Here is a 24,176-nt window from a genome sequence, read left to right as displayed (position 1 = left end):
CCGCCGGAGGAGGGCGGTTTTTTCGTTAGCGGGTATGCTTGGGAGGATATCAGGCGGTTTCGAGGAATTCCGTCGCGCCATCCGGCTCGCGAAGAACGTAGCCACGGCCCCAGACGGTTTCGATGTAGTTCGCGCCGCCTGCAGCATTTGCGAGCTTCTTGCGCAGCTTGCAGATGAAAACGTCGATGATCTTCAGTTCAGGCTCGTCCATGCCGCCGTAGAGGTGGTTGAGGAACATTTCCTTGGTGAGCGTGGTGCCCTTGCGCAGCGAAAGCAGCTCGAGCATCTGGTATTCCTTGCCCGTCAGGTGAACGCGCTGACCGCCGACTTCGACCGTCTTTGCATCCAGATTGACGATCAGTTCGCCCGTCGAGATGACCGACTGGGCATGGCCCTTGGAGCGACGCACGATGGCGTGAATGCGAGCGACGAGTTCATCCTTGTGGAAAGGCTTCGTCATGTAGTCGTCTGCGCCGAAACCGAGGCCGCGAACCTTGTCTTCGATACCCGCCATGCCTGAAAGAATCAGGATCGGCGTCTTTACCTTGGACAGGCGAAGCGTTCTCAGAACCTCGTAACCCGACATGTCGGGGAGGTTAAGGTCGAGCAGAATGATGTCGTAATCGTAGAGCTTTCCAAGGTCTACGCCTTCCTCTCCGAGGTCGGTCGTATAGACATTGAAACTTTCCGACTTCAGCATCAACTCAATGCTCTGAGCTGTCGCGCTGTCGTCTTCGATTAGTAGAACCCGCATAATTATCCCCTTTGCCGCCGCGGAAGGTAAATGATTGCCCTTTGCGCGATACGGATCCAGTCGTTGCCTGATTTGCAGGCTGCCACCAAATGGTTAACAAATTCTAATTACCTTTGGCAAGGTGCGGAGAATTTATTAAATAATGGTTCCAGCTTGCTGTTATCAAACATGAATCCGCATCACCAAACTTGAATCATAACGTGAACAAATCCCGCTAAGTGACTCAATCGACTCCTACATCGTCGTATCCGTGTTTTTCGGACTTGGCGTTTACCGACCTTTAAATGATCTGCCTTATCATTAACGATGCCCGTAAACGAAAGGTTAACGACGCCAATTTTTTATTAACGTCGGGTAACTTTTCAGAATCATTCCGGCACATGCCGGGGTGAAGGGTCGGTTCCAGTTATGACCGGGGTCTCGCTATCCACGGAGTATTGCGTATGAAGTCGCGTGACAGCCTAGTTCGCCTGAAGGAATTTCAGGTCAACGAAAAACGTCGTCAGTTGCAGCAATTGCAGATGATGATGTCCGAATTCGAACGAATGGCCAAGGAGTTGGTCCATCAGATTTCTCTGGAGGAGAGCAAATCGGGAATCACCGATCCGACGCATTTCGCCTATCCGACTTTTGCGAAAGCGGCACGTCAGCGTGCGGATAATCTTCAGGTCTCCATCAGGGAATTGAAGATGCAGGAAGAAGCGGCAGAAGCGGTTCTGGAAGAAGTTCAGGCCGAGTATGAAAGAGCCGCCGCTCTTGAAAATCGTGATGTTGCGGTACGGGCCCGCGCCTGACGTTTAAAAGGCAGGAAAGACACGTCCTCATTGACGGTGGCCAGTGGATCAGGAGGCTGCTTTCAATGACGTGACGTCATGGCCTGTCGGTCGCCACCGGTGGGTAAGGCCTCACCGACACCATAGGTTCACAGCGAAATTTGAAAACCGTCCGATTTTTCGGGCGGTTTTTTGACTTATGGATTGGAAGGATTGTCAGTTGGAAATGACGTCGGACCACTCGGGGTGTTTCAGCGACTGAGCCTTGAAGAACGGGCAAAGCGGCATGATTTTCCAGCCTCCCTCACGCGCTGCCTCAACGGCAAAAGCGGCGAGCGCCTGACCCACGCCCTTGCCCCGCAACGCATCCGGCACGCCGGTATGATCGATGATGATGAGTTTCGGCGATGTGCGGGAATAGGTCATTTCGCCGACGTGACCGTCGAGCGTTGCGGCATATCGGCCCTTGGAGCCGGTCTCTGAAGCGGAAATCTGCATGTGTCTCAACCCCGTTGCGTTTAGCATCACTCTAGAATGTCGCGGGGAAAAGGAAATGGCCTGACGTGTGAACGCGGCGTCACTGGACGCTAGCGCGAATTCGGCGCATAAAACGAATCAGCGCCACTCATCCCGAAAACGGGGGATGGTGACGCTTCATCCATTCGTGCAATTCCCGAAGGGGGAAAGCTCAAACTAGTGGCGGTATTGCTGGATACGCGTGGTGCGCAGACCTGCAAGGCCGTGGTCGCTGATGGAAGACTGCCAGGAGAGGAATTCCTCGACTGTCAGCGTGTATCGTTCGCAGGCTTCCTCGAGGCTCAATAGTCCTCCTCGTACCGCGGCGACAACCTCTGCCTTTCGACGAATGACCCAGCGGCGCGTGTCCGCAGGAGGCAGGTCGGCAATCGTCAGAGGGCTGCCATCGGGGCCGATGACATATTTAACTCGTGGGCGTATCATTTCGGTCATTGGACACTCTACACAAACTCAAGACCATATGCAGACGCACTTTAGGACCGTACCTTTAAAAATTACCTAAGCAGTCAGAGACAATTTATTAAGAATTTGAATGGTTTCGCCCGATTTGTTCGAGCTTTGCTGGATTCTTGTGCCGAAAAGAAAAATTCGATTTGTCGTTTTTTATGCCATTTTCTGTGAAATATATTCATATCGGAATTTCATAATATTCGCGTCCGGCTGGCATTTAGCCTTTTTCGTCGTTTTATTTCGTATCGATTACCCATCCTTGGTGGCGTTTGCCCGCCACCGACCTATAGCCGGTGACGGGCAAGGTCGCGAACCGTTCAGAGCATCGTCAGAGACAGTTCCGTCTTGCCGTCACCATAGGAGAGCTGGCATGTGCCGGTATGGGCAAGGGATATGCGGTCGTTGGCGTTGAGTGCCATAATGAAGTTTGCCGACTGGAAATTCCCTGCCGATGCTGATGTACCGGTCAGCGCAAAGGAACTCGTGGTGCCATTCAGCCTGATCGCAACCGCGTGGCCCGAAGAGGATACAACGGCAAGGGACATGGCTACCGAGTAAAGGCCGGTCGCGGGAATGACCAGTTCTTTCAATGTGTCGCTGACGACGTTGCCCAAGGCAAATCCACCCTGTTTGACAGCAAGGTTCGTGAAGCCCGAGACCGATCCGGCAACGTGCGAAACATTGCCTGCCGCTCTCCCGGCGCGTACAACCGGTTTTGAGGGCGTCGAAACCTGTCCGGCCTCCGAAATCGACAGCGCCGTCGTCCATGTCGCGCCATCGGCACTGGTCTTGATCGAGAAACTGTCGTTTCCGGCCAGCCCCATCTCCGCGCGTCCGCCCCAGCCGGACTGGAAGAGCAGGGTGGCCGTATCAGCAGCTGCAGCCTTGTTGACCTTGATCTGATGACCGCCACCGGCGGGCGCATGGGTAAACAGGCTGGCTGTGGAGGAGACGACGAGCCGATTGGATGCGTCTGCCGTGGCATTCACGCCCATCTGCCCGAAACTTGCGTTTTCGGGAAGCGGAACGGCTTTCCATGTGCCGTTCTGCAAAAGTTTGAGATTCGAGGCTTCCGCAAACCATGCAAGCCACCCTTCTCTGGGAGATATGTAGGTCCACCCGTCATCCTGTCGGAAGGCCAGCCTGCCGCTTTTCCCGGCCCAGTCTCCGGTTGCTGCCTGCGCGATGAGGAAGCAATCTCCCTCATCGGATGTCTGTGGTGCCGTTGCGCGCTCACTGAGGATGACCATCTGGGTGATGGCATCCAGTCTTTGCAGTGCTTGATTGTGAGTGACGTGTTTCTGCGCCTGAGAGGGCAGAATATAGGGCAGTTCCAGTCTCGTTGTCTGTTCCGTCATGTCTCGGTCTCCGTTGCGTCGGAGATTGTGCGGCCATGCGGAGGACCATTGAGAAAAAAATGAAAATAATTTCTGTCGGTGTGGATCTGTCCGATCAACCTTAGGGAGCGGCGCCCCAGGCGATGAAATCAGGATTTGCCAGCGGGTCCTCGTCGCCGTCAAGCACTTCATAGCGAAGAGGCAGGCCCGCCATATCCAGTGTCATGCCGCCGGCTGCCCGAAGCACGGCATCGCCCGCTGCAGTATCCCACATCATGGTGCGGCTGAAGCGGGGGTAAACATCGGCAGCACCTTCGGCCAGCATGCAGAATTTGAGCGAGGAGCCGATGGAAATGCTGTCGATCAAACCGTTTTCGGCCACGAAGGCTTCCGTCTTTGGCGTGCAGTGCGAGCGACTGATAACCGCAATCGGAATGGTCGGCTTGGCCCGGCAACGCACATTGCGGCTGGTGGACGGTTCGAAATCGTCGGAAATCTGCACCTTGGACGCGACCTTGCCATCGCCGGTCCACAAAACCTTCAGGGCAGGGGCGTAGACGACGCCAAGAACGGGCGAACCGTTCCGCACCAAAGCGATATTGACCGTAAAATCCTGCTTGCCGGAAATGAACTCCTTGGTGCCATCGAGTGGGTCAACCAGAAAGAATTCGTTGCCCGTTTCCGGTACGATGCCGTTAGCGGCAGCCTCTTCGGCAATGACGGGTATGTCCGGAAAATGCTTTGCCAAAGACCGCAATATCGCGTCTTCGGCCCGCTGATCGGCCTCAGTTACGGGGGAGCAGTCGTTCTTATAGGTGACGTGGGGACCTGCGGCATGGACCGACATGATCTCTCTGCCGGCCTTCAACGTGGCCGCTGTCAATATATCGAGCATAGAAGTCCCTTTGGCGTCACCGGGTGTGATGTCCGGCAGACAGGAGATAAGCTTTTGCGTCCGATTTTACAACGCGTCTGTGCTGTCGCTCCGGATGTGGAAAACCGCCCTTCAAAAGCTGTATTTCATCATCAAGGGCCGCTTTTTGCAGCAACCTGTGCTGAAATTCTGACCGTTGTGAGCCTCTGGGCGGCATTCACTGGGGAAATTCCAAATAAAAAGCTGTTTTACAGATTTTTGACTTCACATTTCCTCCGAACGCGATATGGGTTTTTACCAAGGGGGACAAAAAATGCAGCCCCCGGAATCAACATAAACGAGACCTGTTCCGTTGAGAGCGGGTCCGGGGGAAAGATATGGAGTATTTTATCCAGCAGCTCATAAACGGGCTGACTCTTGGATCGATCTATGGCCTTATCGCAATTGGCTATACGATGGTTTACGGCATCATCGGCATGATCAACTTCGCCCATGGCGATATTTTCATGCTCGGCGGCTTTGCTGCCCTGATCGTTTTTCTCATTCTCACCACTTTCTTCGCCGGTATCCCGGTCGCCATCCTGCTTCTGGTCATGATGATCGTCGCCATGTTGATGACGGGTCTGTGGAACTGGGCGATCGAGCGTGTGGCCTATCGCCCGTTGCGCGGTTCCTTCCGTCTCGCGCCGCTGATCACTGCCATCGGCATGTCGATCGCCTTGTCCAACTTCATTCAGGTCACTCAAGGTCCGCGTAACAAGCCGATCCCGACACTCGTTACCGATACCTATCATTTCGGTGCCATTACCATCTCGCTGAAGCAGCTCATCATCGTCGCGATCACGTCGACCCTGCTGTTCGCTTTCTGGTATATCGTCAACAAGACCCCGCTTGGTCGCGCGCAGCGTGCAACCGAGCAGGACCGCAAGATGGCGGCACTTCTGGGCGTCGACGTCGACCGCACGATCTCCATTACCTTCGTCATGGGTGCAGCGCTGGCCGCCGTGGCAGGTACGATGTATCTGATGTATTACGGCGTCGCTTCGTTCAATGACGGCTTCATTCCGGGCGTCAAGGCGTTTACCGCAGCCGTTCTCGGCGGTATCGGCTCGCTTCCGGGCGCCGTTCTCGGCGGTCTGCTGATCGGCCTCATCGAAAGCCTTTGGTCTGCCTATTTCTCCATTGCCTACAAGGATGTGGCGGCCTTCGGGATTCTCGCTTTCGTTCTGATTTTCAAGCCGACCGGTATTCTGGGCCGTCCGGAAGTCGAGAAGGTTTAAGATCATGGCAAACATTGCTTCCGAATCCGAAAGCCGCAATCCGAGCCTTATGGCGCAGGCGGTCAAGGAGGGCATTTTTGCGGGTCTGGTCTCGCTGGGAATGTTCATTCTTTACGTCGGTGTCGTGACCTATCAGGACATCAACAACCAGTTGATCTGGGGCATGCGCTGGGGTCTTCTGGCGATCTTCGTCGCCATCGCCGCCGTCGGTCGCTTTCTCGTCGTCGGCTTCATCAAGCCGCATCTCGATAGCCGTAAACTTGCCAAAGCCAAGAGCGGTGTTCTGGAGATTTCCGAAAACAAGGGCTTCTTTCACAAGCACTTTCTGAAGATCGCCTTGATCCTGCTGCTGATCTATCCGGCGATTGCCGTGGGTGTCTTCGGTGTTCAGGGCTCCTTGAAGCTCGTCGACAATTTCGGCATTCAGATTCTGATCTATGTGATGCTGGCCTGGGGTCTCAACATCGTTGTCGGTCTGGCTGGTCTGCTCGATCTCGGCTACGTCGCTTTCTATGCCGTGGGTGCCTATTCCTACGCTTTGCTGTCGAGCCATTTCGGCCTTTCCTTCTGGGTTCTTCTGCCCATGGCCGGTATTCTCGCTGCGTTCTGGGGCATCATTCTCGGTTTTCCGGTTCTGCGTCTGCGTGGCGACTATCTCGCCATCGTGACGCTAGCCTTCGGTGAGATCATCCGACTGGTTCTGCTGAACTGGACAGAGGTTACCAAGGGTACCTTCGGGATTTCTGGCATCGCCAAGGCATCCGTCTTCGGCATCTGGTCTTTTGATGTCGGTGCGCCGAACAACTTTGCCAAAGCCTTCGGCCTGTCGATGTCTTCGGCCTATTACAAGATCTTCCTCTTCTACGTCATTCTCCTGCTGTGCATGCTGACGGCCTATGTGACGATCAAGCTGCGCCGCATGCCCATCGGCCGTGCATGGGAAGCCTTGCGTGAAGACGAAATCGCCTGCCGTTCGCTTGGTATCGACACGGTCAAGACCAAGCTCACCGCCTTTGCAACGGGCGCGATGTTCGGTGGTTTTGCTGGCTCTTTCTTCGCCGCTCGCCAAGGGTTTGTTTCGCCTGAAAGCTTCGTGTTCCTCGAATCGGCTGTCATTCTCGCCATCGTGGTTCTGGGCGGCATGGGGTCGTTGACAGGTATCGCGATTGCAGCGGTCGTCATGGTCGGCGGCACCGAACTGCTGCGCGAAATGGAATTCCTCAAACACATCTTCGGTCCTGATTTCACGCCGGAACTTTACCGCATGTTGCTGTTCGGCCTGGCCATGGTCATCGTGATGCTGTTCAAACCCCGCGGTTTCGTCGGCTCTCGCGAACCCACGGCCTTCCTGAAGGAACGCAAGTCCGTTTCCGGTAGCTTCACCAAGGAAGGTCACGGCTGATGGTTTCCGGTAATAGTGCAATGACAACAGACACCATTCTCAAGGTTGAACACCTGTCCATGAAGTTCGGCGGTCTCATGGCCATCAACGACTTCTCCTTTGAGGCACGGCGCGGCGAGATTACCGCGCTGATCGGCCCCAACGGTGCGGGCAAGACGACCGTGTTCAACTGCATCACCGGCTTCTACAAGCCGACGATGGGGATGATCACCATGCGCCGCAAGACGGGTGAAGAACACCTGCTCGAGCGTTTGCCCGATTTCGAGATCACCAAGAAGGCCAAGGTTGCACGTACCTTCCAGAACATTAGGCTTTTTTCCGGTCTGACCGTTTTGGAAAACCTGCTGGTGGCTCAGCACAACGCGCTGATGAAGGCGTCCGGCTACACATTCCTCGGATTGCTCGGCATGCCGGTCTACAAGAAGGCGGCTGCCGGTGCGATAGAGAAAGCCAAATATTGGCTGGACAAGGCTGATCTGACAGAGCGTGCCGACGATCCGGCTGGCGATCTTCCCTATGGTGCGCAGCGGCGCCTGGAAATCGCCCGTGCCATGTGCACCGAGCCCGAGCTTTTATGCCTCGATGAGCCTGCAGCGGGTCTCAACCCGAAGGAATCTCTGGCGCTCAACAATCTCTTGCGTGGGATCAGGGCTGAAGGCACGTCTCTGCTCCTGATCGAGCACGACATGTCCGTTGTCATGGAGATTTCCGACCACGTCGTGGTTCTCGAATATGGTCAGAAGATTTCCGATGGTACGCCTGACCATGTAAAGAACGACCCGAAGGTCATCGCCGCCTATCTGGGTGTCGAGGATGATGAAGTGGAAGAAGTGATTGCAGAAGAACTTGGGGGGACAATCTGATGTCCGGTGAACCCCTTCTCAAAGTCCAGAGCGTAGAAACCTATTACGGCAATATCCGCGCCTTGGCTGGCGTCGATGTCGAAGTCAACAAGGGCGAGATCGTCAGCCTGATCGGCGCCAACGGTGCCGGCAAGTCGACGCTGATGATGACGATCTGCGGCAGCCCGCAGGCCCGTACCGGCTCTGTGATTTTCGATGGCGAAGACATCACGAAGGTGCCGACGCATCTGATCGCCCGTCGCCGCATCGCGCAGTCACCCGAAGGACGTCGCATTTTTCCGCGGATGACCGTTCTGGAAAATCTCCAGATGGGCGCCAATCTCGATAATTTGAAATACTTCAAGGAAGACGTCGAGAAAATCTTCACGATGTTCCCGCGCCTGAAGGAACGTCAGAGCCAGCGTGGCGGCACACTGTCTGGCGGTGAGCAGCAGATGTTGTCCATCGGCCGCGCGCTGATGTCGCGTCCCAAGCTGCTCCTCCTGGATGAGCCTTCGCTCGGTCTTGCACCGTTGATCGTCAAGGGTATTTTCGAGGCGATCAAGACGCTGAACAAGGAGGAGGGGCTCACCGTCTTCCTCGTGGAGCAGAACGCATTCGCAGCCCTGAAACTTTCCGACCGCGCCTATGTCATGGTCAACGGTAAGGTAACGATGAGCGGTTCCGGCAAGGAATTGCTGGCCAACCCTGAAGTGCGCGCTGCCTATCTCGAAGGCGGTCGCCACTAGAAACATCCGTGCCTGCCTTTGGTGGGCGCGGACCAATGTCAGGCAGTCGTTCAGAGCGGCGTGCCTGTGGAGCCATATAACAATAAAGCCTGCCGGCAAACGGCGGGCGGGAAAATCAAAGGCAGATCCGGCGGCAAAGAAGCCAAAGGCGCTGATGGGGAAAAAGATGCAGGGACTTTTTTTCGAAAGTGACAGCGGCGTACGCTATGTCTTGCGCGCTCTCGTTGTTCTTCTCGGGTTCTGGACTGCCTGGCGCACGGGCAAGTCCGTTGCTGACGGTTGGGAAGACTATCCGCGGGTGGTCGTCTATACGCTGCTGCTGGGTGTGGTGATGCGCTTTTTGCACTATGCGCTGTTTGCGGGACCCATGCTGGACGGTTTTTACTACCTGATCGATGTCGTCGTTCTGCTGGTCTTTGCGACGGTTGGCTTCCGGGTGCGTCGCACCAGCCAGATGGTCGATAAGTACTACTGGCTGTATGACCGAACTTCGGTATTTTCTTATAAGAAGAAAGATTGACAGCGGCATTTTTCTGAATTCAGAATGCGCGCATGAGTGGAACAGCCTGAGCAGTTAAGGTGGGTGCTGAGCAGGCAGAGATAATCAACCCAACCATGGAACTGGGAGTAATATAATGAAGAAGTCTCTTCTTTCCGCAGTTGCGCTGACCGCAATGGTCGCCTTCAGTGGTTCCGCCTGGGCTGACATTCTCATCGCCGTCGGCGGCCCGCTGACCGGCCCGAATGCGGCTTTCGGCGCGCAGCTTCAGAAGGGTGCTGAGCAGGCTGCGGCAGACATCAATGCTGCAGGCGGCATCAATGGCGAGCAGATCAAGATCGTTCTCGGCGATGACGTGTCCGACCCCAAGCAGGGCATTTCGGTAGCCAACAAGTTTGTTGCTGACGGCGTCAAGTTCGTTGTCGGTCACTTCAACTCTGGCGTATCCATTCCGGCGTCGGAAGTTTATGCAGAAAACGGCATTCTCGAAATCACACCTGCCGCCACGAACCCTGTGTTCACCGAGCGCGGTCTGTGGAACACGTTCCGCACCTGCGGACGTGACGACCAGCAGGGCGGTATTGCCGGCAAGTATCTGGCCGACCACTTCAAGGACGCCAAGATTGCCATCATTCACGACAAGACACCTTACGGTCAGGGTCTTGCCGATGAAACCAAGAAGGCTGCAAACGCTGCTGGCGTGAAGGAAGCCATCTATGAAGGCGTCAACGTCGGCGACAAGGATTTCTCCGCGCTGATCGCGAAGATGAAGGAAGCTGGCGTCTCCGTTATTTACTGGGGCGGTCTCCATACCGAAGCTGGTCTGATCATTCGCCAGGCGAAGGATCAGGGTCTTCAGGCCAAGCTCGTTTCGGGTGACGGCATCGTCTCCAACGAACTCGCTTCCATCGCAGGCGACGCTGTCGAAGGCACGCTGAACACCTTCGGTCCTGACCCGACCCTGCGTCCTGAAAACAAGGAACTGGTCGAGAAGTTCAAGAAGGCCGGCTTCAACCCGGAAGCTTACACGCTTTACTCCTACGCAGCCGTTCAGACGATTGCAGAGGGCGCGAAGGCCGCTGGCTCCACGGATGCCGAAGCCGTTGCCGCAGCGTTGAAGAAGGGCTCCTACAAGACCGTTCTGGGTGATATCTCCTTTGATGAAAAGGGCGACCCGAAACTTCCAGGCTACGTCATGTACGAGTGGAAGAAGGGTCCAGACGGCAAGTACAGCTACTTCCAGCAGGGCACCTGAGCCTCAAATATCGTCATTCGAAGCCCGGCAGCGATGCCGGGCTTTTTTTGTTTTACGTACGAGAGCTTTCAGCCGTGCCACAAAGGCGACACCAAGGCGCGTAACAACATCGCCAATGAAAAATACAATGCGGAGTGGTAATGCTATTCAGACAGTGGGTGCCTCTTGTCCTGATTGTGGCGACGCTGGTGGCATTGCTCTTCGGCCTTCATCTCTTCAGTAAGTCGCGCACCACGCAATTGTTCGGAGAAATCGTCTCGCGTGTCGAAACGGACAAGCCGATTGTGGCGCTGACGTTCGATGATGGTCCGTCGCCCCGCTTCACCAAGGAGGTCCTCACCCTTCTCAAGGATCGGGACGTGACCGGAACTTTCTTTTTGACCGGTCGGGAAATCGCAGAAAATCTGGCTCAGGCCCGGCTGATTGCCGCAGCGGGCCATGAAATCGGCAATCACTCCTATTCACATTTCAACATGGCGTGGGTCAGTCCATCCACTGTCAAGGATGAGATAGAACGCACGGAAGCGGCCATTCGTGCCGCCGGCTATGAGGGTGAAATCCTGTTTCGACCGCCATTCGGCAAGAAACTGCTGGCACTGCCGTGGTATCTGTCCGAGCACGGTCGCAAGACGATCATGTGGGATGTCGAGCCGGAGTCTTTTCCTGATGTTGCCGACAATCCCGATGCCTTGGCAAAATACGTGATCGACAATGCGAAAAACGGGTCGATCATCCTCATGCATGTGATGTATCGCAGCCGGGACGTTTCCAGACAGGCGCTGCCTCAGATCATCGAGGGGTTGCGGCAACGCGGTTTCTCATTCGTCACCGTGTCGCAACTTCTCGAACGTCGTTAAGGTTTGCCCTCCAACGTTTGCAGAAGAAATGCGGCGCGTTCCGATGGCGTCGATTTCGGGAGTATTCTGGTTTCGTAGCTCAGTTCTGCATAATCGCGGAGCAGCCGGTCATATTCTTCCACCGCCGCTGTAAAGCCGTGCTGCCGCTCTCCATCCATCTGGTAGATTTCCGGCCATGGCGGCGTCAGGAAAACACATCTATTATAACGGTGGTCGTGGGCCAGCTTTTCGATAAAGTCGTCACCGCAAATATGGCGCAGTGCCGAGGCCGCATCCACCAAACTTCGGTCAAAAAAGACCCAGCCGGATTTGGGTGCCTTTGATCGATCCTCTATGGACAGAGCAATCGCGCGGCGGGCAAAAGCCTCCATGTCGATCCACGGTAAGGCGCTTCCGCCATGGTCTATCACGGCCTTTACAATGCGCCGACCAGGCTCCTCGACGATAGCATGACCGCGTTTGGCCAACTCTTCCAGCAGGGTCGATTTCCCACCACCGGAGCATCCGGAAAGGACGACGAAGTTACTTGTGGTTTTGCTAATATCAACTCTCCTATGTTGCTGGGAAGATAGAGTTTTTCTTAGAGCCGTACATTACGCAGTATTAATGTTTTTGGCTGGAACCGGACGGGGTATTGAACGTTTTTCTGCACCCCAACCAAGAGGTACTGACATGAAAACTCTTCTGATCTCGTCTTTGATTGCAGTTTCTTCCGTCTTTGTTTTTTCGGCACCTTCCTACGCTGATACAGTGACTGTTACCACCACGCAGAAGGTCCGCACCCCGATGCGCGAAGAGTATCGCCCTCGCCACCACCATCGTGTTGCTCGCGATTGCTTCGTCAAGAAGGTTCGTACGCATCACCATGGCCGCGTCGTCATCAAGGAAACCCGCGTCTGCCGTTAATCGGCTCTCGACGGTGATCGGAAAACGGGTGCGGATTGCGCACCCGTTTTTTATGTTTCGTGCAAAATATGAGCGGCCTTCACGGCCGCGGAGGCGCGATTCTCGACGCCGAGTTTGACGTAAATCTGCTCCAGATGCTTGTTCACCGTGCGGGAAGAGAGGCCAAGAATATCGCCGATATCCCGGTTGGACTTGCCCTTGGCGATCCAGAGCAGCACTTCAGATTCCCTGACCGTCAGAGCGAAATGCTGGCGCAGCATCGCGTCGGCAGGCTTGTCGCTCGCAGCCGTCAGCCGGAACAGATGCTCATCCGGCCCCATCGCACCAAGAAACGTCAGTTGCAGTGTGGCCCGATCCGCCTGTTGAATGGTCAGCGGCGCATCACGCGGTACGTCGTTTCCGCGATTGGCGAGCCATCCTGCGATATGCTGAGTCACGATTTCCAGCCCGTCATCACGACCTGTCGCAGCATTGACCAGCCGCGTTGCTTGTGGCGTCGACCAGTGAATGGCACCGTTTGCGCGCACCGCCAGCAGGTGGCGACCTGCGGCATCCAGCGCCACGCGCGCACTTTGAGCGGAACGGGCATTGGACAGGTGGACGCGGATGCGAGCGCGCAGCTCATCGATATTGATCGGCTTCGTCAGATAATCGACACCGCCGGATTCCAACGCCCGCACCACATGTTCCGTCTCGGTCAGCCCGGTCATGAAGATGACCGGCACCTGCGTGACCGCCGCGTTGGCTTTCAGCCGCGTGCAGGTTTCGAAACCATCCATTGATGGCATAACGGCGTCCAGCAGGATGATATCGGGGGTGATGCGCTCTGCGATGTTGAGGGCCGATTGCCCGGAGGTGGCGATCAGAACGGAAAAGCCGGATTGTTCCAGCGCATCGGTCAGGAAGCCCAGCGCGTCCGGGCTATCATCCACCAGAAGAACGATATCCTTCGCTAGCGCGGCAGACGGGACGCTCATGGCTGACGCTCCTTTTTGATGCTGGGCTGGTTCTCAAAACGGTTGAGAAAGGCGGCGTAGCCCGCCATATCGAAGGACTGCACGTAGCCCGTCAGTTCTTCGGTGAAGGCCAGATTTTCAGAAGTGCGGGCGAGGTCGGCAAGCTTCGCCTCGATGCCTCTGATATAGCCGATTTCACCCAGCTGCTGCAAATCCTTGATGTGCGATGGCCCAGGCGTGGTGATCTCGGCCCTGGCGGGCGTGGTCAGGGCAGGGGCATCCGTATCATAAACCCATGTCAGGCCCAGATGCACGGCGAGCTTGTCGCACAGGCGGCGGATATCGACCGGCTTGGCAATCGTGTCGTTGTGATTGTCCTCGCCCGCGCCAGCGATCGAACCATCGCCAATATTGGCCGAGAGCATGATGAGAGGCGCAGTCTGGCCCGCCTCCCGCAGCTTCGTCACAAGTTGCCAACCGCTCATGCCGGGCATGGAAATATCGATCAGGAACAGGTCGGGTTTGACGCCTTCGATGAGCGTCAGGCAATCCGGGCCGCTTTGGGCCGTCAGCACCACGAAATCGAGCGGGCCAAGCACCTCGCGCATCAATTCGCGATGATCCTCATTATCGTCAACCACGACGATGGTGCGGCGCGGGCCGGAATAGGAGACGATGGTTTTTTCCGGCGCAGGCGCGGTGCTGGGACGATCCACCGCCGAGAGCATTAGCCGCACCTTGAAGGTTGAGCCCTTGTCTTTTTCGCTGACCACGGAAATTTCACCGCCCAGCGTGTTGGTCAACAGCTGGGTGATGGTCAGCCCAAGGCCAAGGCCCGGCATGGGGCGGATGCTTTCGGCCTCACCGCGCTGGAACGGTTCGTAGATACGGCTCAAATCCTTCTCGGCGATGCCGCGTCCCGTATCGGAAATGGTGAAGGTCGCGACCTGGCTGCGATAGGCGACATCGAAGCGCACTTGCCCTGCATCGGTGAACTTGATGGCGTTGGACAGAAGATTGACGAGAATCTGGCGAAGGCGCTTCTCGTCGGTGCGAACATATTGCGGCAGCGCGCGGGCGCGCTCGTGCAGCAGATCTAGCCCCTTTGCCTGCGCCTGCGGGCGGAAGAGATCGATGATCTGGTCGAGAAAATCCTGAATGTTGATTTCGTTGGAATAGACCTGCAGGCGGCCCGCTTCGATCTTGGAAATATCCAAGAGGCCATCGATCAGTCCCGACAGGTGGTCGGCGGAGCGGCGGATGACCTTGATGGCGGACTGGCGCGGCTGAGGAATGGTGTCGTCGCGCTCTAGGATTTGCGCGTAGCCGAGAACGGCGTTCAGCGGCGTGCGCAATTCATGGCTAAGGCCGACGACGTAGCGGCTTTTCGCGCGATTGGCAGCTTCCGCCGTGTCCTTGGCGTTCTGTAGTGCGGCGTCAGTCTTTTTGTGTGCAGCGATTTCCTTTAGCAAAAGCGTGTTCTGGCGCGAGGATTCTTCCTCCGCCACGACGCGGCTGTCATGGGCGAGAACCAGAAACCAGCAGACGATACCGGCGATGACGGCAAAGACGAAGAAGACCGCAAGGATCGTGCGGTTGACCACATCCACAGTGGCGGGGGAGGAGGTGCCAACCTGATGCGCAATCAGGGCCAGCGTTGCGCCCAAGACGATGATGGCCAGCGCCGCCGACATGGCATAGCGCCCCAGCCGGGTGGCGAGGCGGGCCACCAGATCATTCGGCAGGAACGCGCGTGCGACGGTGGCGACCTGATAGTTCAGCTTGGCCTTGGGCTTGCACATATCATGGCAGCGGCTGTCCAGCGAGCAGCAGAGCGAACAGATTGGCGCGGCATAAGCGGGGCACCAGGCCATGTCCTCTGGCTCGAACGGATGTTCGCAGATGGAGCAGGTGATGCTGCTTTCCAGTTTCCACGTCTGTCGCGGCTTGCGCGCAAGGTAGAATTTTCCCTTCGTGCCCCAGGCAATCAGCGGGGAGACGGTGAAGGCGACGATGAGGGTGAGGTAGGGCGCAAGCGATGCGGCCAGCGTACCGAACAGGCCGAAATGAGCCGTCAGCGCAATGGTGGCAGACAGCGCCATGGTGCCGACTCCGACAGGGTTGATGTCGTAGAGATGCGCACGTTTGAACTCGATGCCCGGCGGCGCAAGGCCGAGTGGCTTGTTGATGAAGAGATCGGCTGAGATGGTGCAGAGCCACGCCATGGCGATGATGGAGAAGATGCCGAGCGTTTCCTCCAGCAGCCGGTAGATGCCGAGTTCCATCAACAGCAGCGCGATCAGGACGTTGAAGACCAGCCAGACGACGCGGCCCGGGTGGCTGTGGGTGAGACGGGAAAAGAAGTTCGACCATGCCAGCGACCCGGCATAGGCGTTCATGACGTTGATCTTGAGCTGCGAGACGACGACGAAAGCCACCATCAGCAACAAAGCGGCGTTCTCGTTGGGGATCATATAGCCGAAGGCGGTCAGATACATTTGCGAGGGATCGGCGGCGCGATCGACAGGAACGCCGGAACTGAAGGTCAGTACCACCAGGAAGGAGCCTGCCAGCAGTTTCGGTACACCGACCAGAACCCAGCCAGCCCCTGCGAGAAACACCGCAAAGCGATGCCGCAGTTTCAGCTTGCCATCGGCAGGCAGGAAGCGAAGGAAATCCACCTGCTCCCCGATCTGCGACATCAGCGCCAGAATGACGGCGGACGCCGCACCGAATTCGATGAGGTTGAAATCCGCTGTCGTCCCCGGCGGGCCGGAAGCGTGGTGAATACCCGCAAAAGCCCGCCAAAGATCGAATTTGCCCCAGTCCATAAAGGCGATGAAGATGAAGGGCAGGATGTTGAGGATGATCCAGAAGGGCTGGGTGATGATCTGGAAACGGCTGATCAGCCGCACGCCGTGGGTGACGAGCGGAATGACCATGACGGCCGAGATGATATAGCCGATCCACAAGGGTATGCCGAGCGCCAGTTCCAGCGCGCCGGACATGATCGATGCCTCGATGGCAAAGAGCATGAAGGTAAAGGCGGCGTAGATGAGCGAGGTGATGGTGGAGCCGATATAGCCGAAGCTCGCACCGCGCGTCAGTAGATCGATATCGACGCCGTAGCGGATGGCGTAACGGCTGATCGGCACACCCACCGCCAGCATGACGGTGGCAGCGACGAGGATGGCGAAGAAGGCATTCGTGGTGCCATAGGACAGTGTAATCGCGCCGCCGATGGCTTCCAGCGCCAGAAACGATATAGCGCCGATGGCGGTGTGGGAAATGCGGCTGGAGGAAAACTGCCGCGCGCTTTTGGCGGTAAAGCGCAGCGCGTAATCTTCCAGCGTCTGGTTGGCGACCCAACGGTTATATTCGCGCCTGACGGGGATGATGCGTTGCCGTGCGGCCATGCCTAAAAACCAGCGCCTTTTTGGGTGTGATGCTCAATTGTGCAGTTTCCAGCCAAAGACCTTTGTTTGCAAGGAAAATACGGGAGTGTTTGTTTCAAAGTCGCACCGACATGCCGCCATCCACAGTCAGGACATGGCCATTGACGAAGGAGGCCGCATCGCTGGCCAAAAATAGCGCTGCGCCAGCGATCTCATCCGGCTTTCCCCAACGCTCCAGGGGAACACGCATCTTGGCGAAGGCCAGCATATCCGGGTCTTCGGCAAGGGCTGCGTTGGTTTCCGTGGCGAACATGCCGGGTGCGATGGCGTTGCTGGTAATGCCAAGTGCGCCATATTCAACGGCAATGCTACGCATCAATCCGGTTAGTCCCTGTTTTGCGACGGGGTAAATCGCATCGCCCGGTCGCACCACATGACCGAGGATGGAGGTAATGGTGATGATGCGCCCGTAACTATTTACCGTCATGGCTTCCGCCGCATCCCGCGACAGGCAGATGGAGGAGGTGAGGTCGGTGCGGATGAGATCGAATACGTCCTCGTCCCTAAAGTCGCGCAGCGGACGACGGTCGCGCGCACCGACATTGTTGACGAGAATATCGAGGTGTCCGACCTCATCCATGATGCGGCGGACGAGATCGCTGCCAGCGGCAGTGTCCGCTATATTGAAGGCGGCGTAGTCGGCTTTTCCGCCTGCGTTGCGCAGGATGTCGACCGATGCTTGCAGCGTATCGGCGTTACGTCCGGTCAGCCAAACATGCGCACCCGCCTCGGTAAAGGCCTTGGCAATCTCAAAGCCGAGACCGCGCCCGCTGCCGGTGATAATGGCCGTGCGGTTTTCCAGAGAGAATTTTTGGAGAATGCCCATCGCTCGCCATCCCGGTTTGATTGGTTCCGTCAGCGCAAAGAATACGCGCGGCGAAGAGGAGGGAGAAAGGTCAACTGAGCGACCAGCCGTTCGCAATTGCGGACTCTGGACAGAAAAATGGCGTCGCCCGGATCGAGCGACGCCATTTCAGGTATTAAGCAGCAGCCGACTTTGCGAGCGGCACTTCTGCAATCGTCTTCAGAACGACGGAGGCGATCTGGTAAGGGCAGCCCTGGGAGTTCGGACGACGGTCTTCAAGGTAACCCTTGTAGCCGTTGTTGACGAAGGAGTGCGGAACGCGGATCGAGGCGCCACGGTCAGCAATGCCGTAGGAGAACTTGTTCCAGGGCGCTGTTTCATGCTTGCCGGTCAGGCGCAGATGGTTGTCCGGGCCGTAAACGTCGATGTGCTCTTTCCAGTTCTTTTCGAAAGCAGCCATAAGCGCTTCGAAATATTCCTTGCCGCCAACCTCACGCATGAACTTGGTGGAGAAGTTGCAGTGCATGCCAGAACCGTTCCAGTCGGTGTCGCCGAGTGGCTTGCAATGGAACTCGACGTCGATGCCGTACTTTTCGCAAAGGCGAAGAAGCAGGTAACGCGCGATCCAGATCTGGTCGGCAGCGCTCTTGGAGCCCTTGCCGAAGACTTGGAATTCCCACTGGCCCTTGGCCACTTCGGCGTTGATGCCTTCGTGGTTGATGCCGGCTTCCAGGCAGAGGTCGAGGTGCTCTTCAACGATTTCGCGGGCGATGGAGCCAACGTTCTTGTAGCCGACGCCTGTGTAGTATGGGCCCTGTGGCGCTGGGTAACCCTGCTCAGGGAAGCCGAGCGGACGGCCATCTTCGTAGAAGAAGTATTCCTGCTCGAAGCCGAACCATGCGCCTTCGTCGTCAAGGATCGTTGCGCGGCTGTTGGACGCGTGCGGCGTGACGCCGTCCGGCATCATGACTTCGCACATGACGAGTGCGCCGTTGGTGCGGGCCGGGTCTGGATAGATGGCTACAGGCTTCAGAACGCAATCCGAGCTATGGCCTTCGGCCTGCATCGTGGAGGAGCCATCGAAGCCCCAGAGCGGAAGCTGCTCGAGTGTCGGGAATTCGTCGAATTCCTTGATCTGCGTCTTGCCGCGCAGGTTTGCTACCGGCTTGTAACCATCCAGCCAGATGTACTCGAGTTTGAACTTAGTCATTACGAACCTCTCATAGGTTAAGATGCGAAGCCTTGATATCCTTATGCGAGCAAAGCGGTCTTACCAGACCACCCTCTCTTTCAAGTGCTGCCAAGGTAGATGCATTCGCCGTGCCAGTTTGAGGGTGTGGATCGGTAGATCGTCGATTTTTTGAAGCGCGTTGATTCGCCGGGGCCAAAAATCTGCGAAAACCGACCGAATGATATTTTGGAAAATCCTGCAATTTCCGATGCTTTTGCAAGGGCAAACGCTATTTCTGGTCAAAAATGATGCCGTTTTATCGGCGAAGCGTATTTTCTTCGCAGAAATTTCCGAATTTCGGTCTCGATCTGCATAAAGACTGTTCTTTGCGCGGAGGTGATTTTGATGAGCCTATTTTTTAGGCTTCGTGATATTTTTTTAATCAGATGGGGTGTTTTTCAGTGTGTTTGAGCGTATATTCAGAACGAGGCAACAAAGCTGGCTATTCAACGAAAGCGTGAATGTCATGAGAAGCGAACCCCATATGGAAAGTGCCACAATCTATCAGTTCCCCGTCGGTGGCCGTGCAGGCTTCAAGGGAATGCGCAAGGATACCATCTCAAAGGTGCCTTCGGTCACAGCGCCGAAGACATTCATAGACTTTGACAGCTGGTATCATCAGGAAGCTATCCTGGAAAATTCGGAATCCGACAAACCGCACAATTGAGCATGTGAGATGACGAACGTCCCGGCGCTGACGATGCGCGCCGAGGCTTGGACGGTTGTTCCTGTTTCGCCACCCCTCCTACGTCAATTGACGTATACGGTTTCGATCTCGTGAGGCCGATAGTCCCCCTCCAGCAGCGGTAACAAAACCGCTGAGCCCACAGAGGCTAAACAGGAGAGGGGTTCTTCCGATGACATTTCAAAAGATGCTGAGTGGCGCTTTGTTTGGCGCTATTATGTCCACCACCGCATTCCACGGTGCCTTTGCCGCTGACGACACCATCAAGGTCGGTGTTCTGCATTCGCTGTCCGGCACTATGGCGATTTCCGAAACGACCCTCAAAGACGCCATGCTGATGCTCATCGAAGAGCAGAACAAGAAGGGCGGCGTTCTGGGCAAGAAGCTCGAAGCCGTGGTTGTCGATCCGGCCTCCGACTGGCCACTGTTTGCTGAAAAGGCCCGCCAGCTGATTTCGCAGGATAAGGTCGCCGCCGTCTTCGGTTGCTGGACCTCGTCCTCGCGCAAATCCGTTCTGCCGGTTTTCGAAGAGCTCAACTCCATTCTCTTCTATCCCGTGCAGTATGAGGGTGAAGAATCCTCCCGCAATATCTTCTACACCGGTGCCGCGCCAAACCAGCAGGCCATTCCGGCTGTTGATTATCTGGCCAACACCGAAGGCGTCGAGCGCTGGGTTCTAGCCGGTACGGACTATGTCTATCCGCAGACAACCAACAAGATCCTGAAGGCCTACCTGATGTCGAAGGGCGTCAAGGAAGAGGACATCATGATCAACTACACGCCATTCGGCCATTCCGACTGGCAGACGATCGTGTCCGACATCAAGAAATTCGGCTCTGCCGGCAAGAAGACCGCCGTGGTTTCCACCATCAATGGGGACGCCAACGTGCCGTTCTACAAAGAGCTGGCAAACCAGGGCGTGAAGGCTGAAGACATTCCGGTCGTCGCCTTCTCGGTGGGCGAAGAAGAACTTGCCGGTCTCGATACCAGCCCGCTGGTCGGCCACCTTGCCGCCTGGAACTACTTCCAGTCCGTCGATGCCCCTGTGAATGCAGAGTTCATCAAGGAATGGCACGCCTTCACCAAGAACGACAAGCGCGTGACCAACGACCCGATGGAAGCCGTCTATATCGGCTTCAACGCCTGGGTCAAGGCCGTCGAAGCCGCTGGCACGACAGATACCGACAAGGTGCTGGACTCGATCATCGGCGTTTCCGTGCCGAACCTCTCGGGCGGCTACGCCACCGTCATGCCGAACCACCACATCACCAAGCCGGTGTTGATCGGTGAGATCCAGTCCGACGGCCAGTTCCAGATCGTGCAGCAGACCCCGCAGGTCGTAGGCGACGAATGGTCGGATTACCTGCCTGATAGCAAGGACCTGATCTCGGATTGGCGCAAGCCGATGTCCTGCGGCAACTTCAATGTTGCCACGGGTAAGTGCGGTGGCAAGGGTAGCTGATAGGCGCGAGGGCATGGGCCAGCTGTAATACGGTTGGCCCGCCACTAACTCGACGTCATCCTCGGGCTTGACCCGAGGATCTGCCGGCGGCACCGGCATTCTCTCGCCAACGATAGAACGTAACGCAACGGCAGCAGATCCTCGGGTCAAGCCCGAGGATGACGACAGAGAGTGTGGGATGCCTTGAGCACCATCCAGGCAGAGAGCACTTCAAACCCACGGTGCTCAACCAAACGCACTGACGCATCATCGTCGCAATGAGGAGCTGACATGACGATCCGATTTCTTCTTCGAGCCATGTTCCTATGGCTGACGCTCGGGATCGCCGCTCCAACCTACGCGCAGCAAACCGATCCTAAACCCCTCATCGACGCACTCGGCACTGCCGATTTCAAGCAGGCCGAAGCCCTGATCGGGCAGATTGCGGCGACGGGAGACCCGCGTGTGGTCCCGCCGCTGAATGCCTTTGCGGAGGGCGAGCTTTATGTTCGCAAGTCCGACACTCTCGTTTTCATGACCAAACCCGCTGGTGCCAATCTTACGCTTGTCAATCCGCTAACCGGCGAAAGTGTGGGCGAAGCGCCGAAGGCGGCGGTTGCCAAGATCAAGGTCAATAACAATCTTCGCCGCGTCATTCGTGCGGCACTCGGCGGTCTGACGCTGCTCAGCCCGGAAAAATTCGTTCGCCTGTCCGCAGCCGATGCGGTCCTGAAAGCACCGAGCGCGGAAAATCTGCAATTGCTGGAGACGGCGCTTGCCAAGGAAACGGATGCGCAGGTGCGTGGCCGCATGGAAGAGGCGCGCGCCGTTTCGGTTCTTGCTTCGGATCGTTCGGTCGAGGAAAAGCGCGCAGCGATCCAAACGATCGCGAATATCGGCGGTCGCAGTGTTATCGGCATTCTTCAATCCGCATCTCCTAATCTCGACCCGATGCTGCGCGAAGACGTCATGTCTGCGATCATCAAGATCGAGAGCTCGCTTGCGCTGTGGGATTATGCGCAAAACATCTGGTACGGCCTGTCCTTGGGCTCGGTGCTGCTGCTGGCGGCCATCGGTCTTGCCATCACCTTCGGCGTCATGGGCATCATCAACATGGCGCATGGCGAGATGGTCATGATCGGCGCCTACTCCACCTTCATGGTGCAGGAGGTGATCCGCAGCCATTATCCCGGCCTGTTCGACTGGTCGCTGACGATTGCGTTGCCGGTTGCGTTTCTGGTCACCGCTGCCGTTGGCCTCGTCATGGAGCGCGGCGTCATCCGTTTTCTCTATGGCCGCCCGCTGGAAACACTGCTGGCCACATGGGGCATTTCGCTGATTTTGCAGCAGGGCGTGCGCTCCATCTTCGGTCCCACCAACCGTGAAGTCGGCAACCCCAGCTGGATGTCCGGGTCTTTCAGCGTCGGCTATATGAACTTCACTTGGAACCGCCTCTGGATCGTCTGCTTCTCGCTTTCCGTCTTCTTTGCCCTACTTCTGTTGCTCAAGCGCTCGGCCTTCGGGTTGCAAATGCGGGCTGTGACGCAAAACCGTCGCATGGCTTCTTCCATGGGTATTCGCACCTCCTGGGTGGATGCCTTCACCTTTGCGCTTGGCTCTGGCGTTGCCGGGCTGGCGGGTGTGGCGCTCAGCCAAATCGACAATGTCTCGCCCAATCTTGGCCAGTCCTACATCATCGACAGTTTCATGGTGGTGGTGTTTGGCGGGGTCGGCAATCTCTGGGGAACGCTGGTCGGAGCGCTGTCGCTCGGCGTGCTCAACAAGTTTCTTGAGCCCACAGTCGGTGCGGTTCTCGGCAAAATTCTCGTTCTCGTTCTCATCATCCTGTTCATTCAGAAGCGGCCACGCGGTCTCTTCGCACTCAAGGGAAGGGCCATCGAAGCATGATTACCGGCTTCCTCCTTCGGGCGCTCGACCGCCGGATCCTCATCGCCATCGGCATTATCCTCGCCATCGCGGTTCTCGTGCCCGCGTCCAACCTGCTGCTTCCCGCAGACAGCGCATTCCGCATTCCGACCTACATCATGTCCATGCTGGGCAAATATCTGGCCTATGCCATTCTGGCGCTGGCGCTTGATCTGGTCTGGGGTTATTGCGGCATTCTCTCGCTCGGTCACGCCGCCTTCTTCGCGCTCGGCGGTTATGCCATGGGCATGTATCTGATGCGCCAGATCGGCACGCGCGGAACCTATGGCCATCCTGTTCTGCCGGACTTCATGGTGTTCCTGAACTGGAAGGAACTGCCGTGGTTCTGGCATGGCTTCGATATGTTCTGGTTTGCGATGCTGATGGTGCTTGTGGTGCCGGGCCTGCTGGCCTTCGTCTTCGGCTGGTTTGCCTTTCGCTCCCGCGTCAACGGCGTCTACCTCTCGATCATCACGCAGGCCATGACCTATGCCCTGCTGCTGGCCTTTTTCCGCAACGATATGGGCTTTGGCGGCAATAACGGCCTGACGGACTTTAAAGACATTCTCGGCTTTTCCGTGCAGGCGGATGGCACGCGTGCCGTTCTGTTTGCCATGACGGCGATCATGCTGGCGCTTTGCCTGCTGATTGCGTCCGGCATCGTCAATTCCAAATTCGGCAAAGTGCTGGTGGGTGTACGGGATGCGGAAAGCCGGGTGCGGTTTCTGGGTTTCCGGGTGGAAAACATCAAGCTCTTCACCTTCGTCGTCTCGGCCATGATGGCGGGGATTGCCGGTGCACTCTTCGTGCCGCAGGTAGGCATCATCAATCCCGGCGAATTCTCGCCTGCCAATTCCATCGAGGTCGTCGTCTGGACGGCAGTTGGAGGGCGCGGCACGTTGATCGGGCCGATCCTCGGCGCAATCCTCGTCAATGGCGGCAAGAGCTATTTCACCGGCGCATTCCCCGAGTTCTGGCTGTTTGCGCTGGGCGGGCTGTTCATTGCGGTCACGTTGTTCTTCCCCAAGGGTATCGTCGGCACTGCCCAGCATTATCTGGCAGGACGGCGCGAAAAGCGGGTGGAAGCGTCTAAGGATGCGGCCAAGCGCGCGGAAAATGGCGATGCCGTCAAACCGGCGCAACAGGCTGCGGAGTAACACAT

At 56.8% G+C, this 24,176-nt stretch carries 23 protein-coding genes; 13 read left to right on the top strand and 10 right to left on the bottom strand.

Annotated features, from left to right (window positions below; genetic code table 11):
• Nucleotides 1–49: 49 nt before the first annotated feature.
• On the bottom strand, nucleotides 50–754 hold the full coding sequence (ctrA, locus tag ASF29_RS17800) for a cell cycle two-component system response regulator CtrA (RefSeq protein ID WP_003491823.1): 705 nt from the start codon (nucleotides 752–754) through the stop codon (nucleotides 50–52).
• 443 nt (nucleotides 755–1,197) lie between these two features.
• Between ctrA and ASF29_RS17795 the strand changes: the two genes are divergently transcribed.
• Nucleotides 1,198–1,548 carry a hypothetical protein gene (locus ASF29_RS17795; protein WP_062452004.1) on the top strand — a complete coding sequence of 117 codons (351 nt, stop codon included), beginning with the start codon at nucleotides 1,198–1,200 and terminating at the stop codon, nucleotides 1,546–1,548.
• Between the two features lie 195 nt (nucleotides 1,549–1,743).
• On the opposite strand, the gene ASF29_RS17790 is transcribed toward ASF29_RS17795, so the two are convergent.
• From ASF29_RS17790 to cysQ, 4 genes are all read right to left on the bottom strand, one after another.
• Nucleotides 1,744–2,025: a GNAT family N-acetyltransferase gene (locus tag ASF29_RS17790; protein ID WP_062452003.1), complete on the bottom strand. Its 282-nt coding sequence runs from the start codon at nucleotides 2,023–2,025 to the stop codon at nucleotides 1,744–1,746.
• 195 nt (nucleotides 2,026–2,220) lie between these two features.
• Nucleotides 2,221–2,496 (bottom strand): DUF1153 domain-containing protein, encoded by a 276-nt coding sequence (locus tag ASF29_RS17785; protein ID WP_027675777.1) that lies wholly within the window; start codon nucleotides 2,494–2,496, stop codon nucleotides 2,221–2,223.
• Between the two features lie 335 nt (nucleotides 2,497–2,831).
• Entirely contained in the window at nucleotides 2,832–3,872 is a 1,041-nt protein-coding gene (locus tag ASF29_RS17780) for a DUF2793 domain-containing protein (RefSeq protein ID WP_062452002.1), read from the bottom strand.
• A 100-nt stretch (nucleotides 3,873–3,972) separates the two neighbouring features.
• Nucleotides 3,973–4,746: a 3'(2'),5'-bisphosphate nucleotidase CysQ gene (gene cysQ, locus ASF29_RS17775; RefSeq protein WP_062452001.1), complete on the bottom strand. Its 774-nt coding sequence runs from the start codon at nucleotides 4,744–4,746 to the stop codon at nucleotides 3,973–3,975.
• A 356-nt stretch (nucleotides 4,747–5,102) separates the two neighbouring features.
• Between cysQ and ASF29_RS17770 the strand changes: the two genes are divergently transcribed.
• The 7 genes from ASF29_RS17770 (at nucleotide 5,103) to ASF29_RS17740 (ending at nucleotide 11,609) form a co-directional block, all read left to right on the top strand.
• Nucleotides 5,103–6,005 (top strand): branched-chain amino acid ABC transporter permease, encoded by a 903-nt coding sequence (locus ASF29_RS17770; RefSeq protein ID WP_062452000.1) that lies wholly within the window; start codon nucleotides 5,103–5,105, stop codon nucleotides 6,003–6,005.
• A gap of 4 nt (nucleotides 6,006–6,009) precedes the next feature.
• Entirely contained in the window at nucleotides 6,010–7,407 is a 1,398-nt protein-coding gene (gene livM / locus ASF29_RS17765) for a high-affinity branched-chain amino acid ABC transporter permease LivM (RefSeq protein ID WP_062451999.1), read from the top strand.
• 20 nt (nucleotides 7,408–7,427) lie between these two features.
• Nucleotides 7,428–8,270: an ABC transporter ATP-binding protein gene (locus tag ASF29_RS17760; protein WP_244473590.1), complete on the top strand. Its 843-nt coding sequence runs from the start codon at nucleotides 7,428–7,430 to the stop codon at nucleotides 8,268–8,270.
• A complete protein-coding gene (locus ASF29_RS17755; protein WP_062451997.1) occupies nucleotides 8,270–8,998 on the top strand; it encodes an ABC transporter ATP-binding protein in 729 nt (242 codons plus the stop codon). The genes ASF29_RS17760 and ASF29_RS17755 overlap by 1 nt, the downstream gene beginning before the upstream one ends.
• 166 nt (nucleotides 8,999–9,164) lie before the next feature.
• Complete coding sequence (locus ASF29_RS17750; protein ID WP_062451996.1) at nucleotides 9,165–9,518, top strand: DUF6867 family protein; 354 nt, start codon at nucleotides 9,165–9,167, stop codon at nucleotides 9,516–9,518.
• Nucleotides 9,519–9,633: 115 nt separating this feature from the next.
• Complete coding sequence (locus ASF29_RS17745; RefSeq protein WP_062451995.1) at nucleotides 9,634–10,752, top strand: branched-chain amino acid ABC transporter substrate-binding protein; 1,119 nt, start codon at nucleotides 9,634–9,636, stop codon at nucleotides 10,750–10,752.
• 140 nt (nucleotides 10,753–10,892) lie between these two features.
• Entirely contained in the window at nucleotides 10,893–11,609 is a 717-nt protein-coding gene (locus ASF29_RS17740; RefSeq protein ID WP_062451994.1) for a polysaccharide deacetylase family protein, read from the top strand.
• Here ASF29_RS17740 and ASF29_RS17735 read toward each other — a convergent pair.
• Entirely contained in the window at nucleotides 11,606–12,151 is a 546-nt protein-coding gene (locus tag ASF29_RS17735; RefSeq protein WP_062451993.1) for an AAA family ATPase, read from the bottom strand. The genes ASF29_RS17740 and ASF29_RS17735 overlap by 4 nt on opposite strands.
• A gap of 130 nt (nucleotides 12,152–12,281) precedes the next feature.
• On the opposite strand from ASF29_RS17735, the gene ASF29_RS17730 reads away from it, so the two are divergent.
• Nucleotides 12,282–12,515 carry a hypothetical protein gene (locus ASF29_RS17730; RefSeq protein ID WP_062451992.1) on the top strand — a complete coding sequence of 78 codons (234 nt, stop codon included), beginning with the start codon at nucleotides 12,282–12,284 and terminating at the stop codon, nucleotides 12,513–12,515.
• A 50-nt stretch (nucleotides 12,516–12,565) separates the two neighbouring features.
• Here ASF29_RS17730 and ASF29_RS17725 read toward each other — a convergent pair whose 3' ends face one another.
• The 4 genes from ASF29_RS17725 to ASF29_RS17710 form a co-directional block, all read right to left on the bottom strand.
• On the bottom strand, nucleotides 12,566–13,492 hold the full coding sequence (locus ASF29_RS17725) for a response regulator transcription factor (RefSeq protein WP_062451991.1): 927 nt from the start codon (nucleotides 13,490–13,492) through the stop codon (nucleotides 12,566–12,568).
• Complete coding sequence (locus ASF29_RS17720) at nucleotides 13,489–16,887, bottom strand: ATP-binding protein (protein ID WP_062451990.1); 3,399 nt, start codon at nucleotides 16,885–16,887, stop codon at nucleotides 13,489–13,491. Before ASF29_RS17720 ends, ASF29_RS17725 begins: the two co-directional genes overlap by 4 nt.
• Nucleotides 16,888–16,981: 94 nt before the next feature.
• Nucleotides 16,982–17,752: an SDR family oxidoreductase gene (locus ASF29_RS17715; RefSeq protein WP_062451989.1), complete on the bottom strand. Its 771-nt coding sequence runs from the start codon at nucleotides 17,750–17,752 to the stop codon at nucleotides 16,982–16,984.
• A 154-nt stretch (nucleotides 17,753–17,906) separates the two neighbouring features.
• Entirely contained in the window at nucleotides 17,907–18,941 is a 1,035-nt protein-coding gene (locus ASF29_RS17710; RefSeq protein WP_062451988.1) for a glutamine synthetase beta-grasp domain-containing protein, read from the bottom strand.
• 505 nt (nucleotides 18,942–19,446) lie between these two features.
• On the opposite strand from ASF29_RS17710, the gene ASF29_RS17705 reads away from it, so the two are divergent.
• The 4 genes from ASF29_RS17705 (at nucleotide 19,447) to urtC (ending at nucleotide 24,171) form a co-directional block, all read left to right on the top strand.
• Nucleotides 19,447–19,629 (top strand): DUF2735 domain-containing protein, encoded by a 183-nt coding sequence (locus tag ASF29_RS17705; protein ID WP_062451987.1) that lies wholly within the window; start codon nucleotides 19,447–19,449, stop codon nucleotides 19,627–19,629.
• 190 nt (nucleotides 19,630–19,819) lie between these two features.
• Nucleotides 19,820–21,109 (top strand): urea ABC transporter substrate-binding protein, encoded by a 1,290-nt coding sequence (urtA, locus tag ASF29_RS17700; protein ID WP_062451986.1) that lies wholly within the window; start codon nucleotides 19,820–19,822, stop codon nucleotides 21,107–21,109.
• 270 nt (nucleotides 21,110–21,379) lie between these two features.
• On the top strand, nucleotides 21,380–22,996 hold the full coding sequence (gene urtB / locus ASF29_RS17695; RefSeq protein ID WP_062451985.1) for an urea ABC transporter permease subunit UrtB: 1,617 nt from the start codon (nucleotides 21,380–21,382) through the stop codon (nucleotides 22,994–22,996).
• Complete coding sequence (gene urtC / locus ASF29_RS17690; protein ID WP_062451984.1) at nucleotides 22,993–24,171, top strand: urea ABC transporter permease subunit UrtC; 1,179 nt, start codon at nucleotides 22,993–22,995, stop codon at nucleotides 24,169–24,171. The genes urtB and urtC overlap by 4 nt, the downstream gene beginning before the upstream one ends.
• Nucleotides 24,172–24,176 lie beyond the last annotated feature (5 nt).

It is taken from the genome of Rhizobium sp. Leaf262, assembly GCF_001422245.1.
Taxonomy (GTDB): Bacteria; Pseudomonadota; Alphaproteobacteria; order Rhizobiales; family Rhizobiaceae; genus Agrobacterium.
This window is presented reverse-complemented; position numbering and strand designations above follow the sequence as displayed.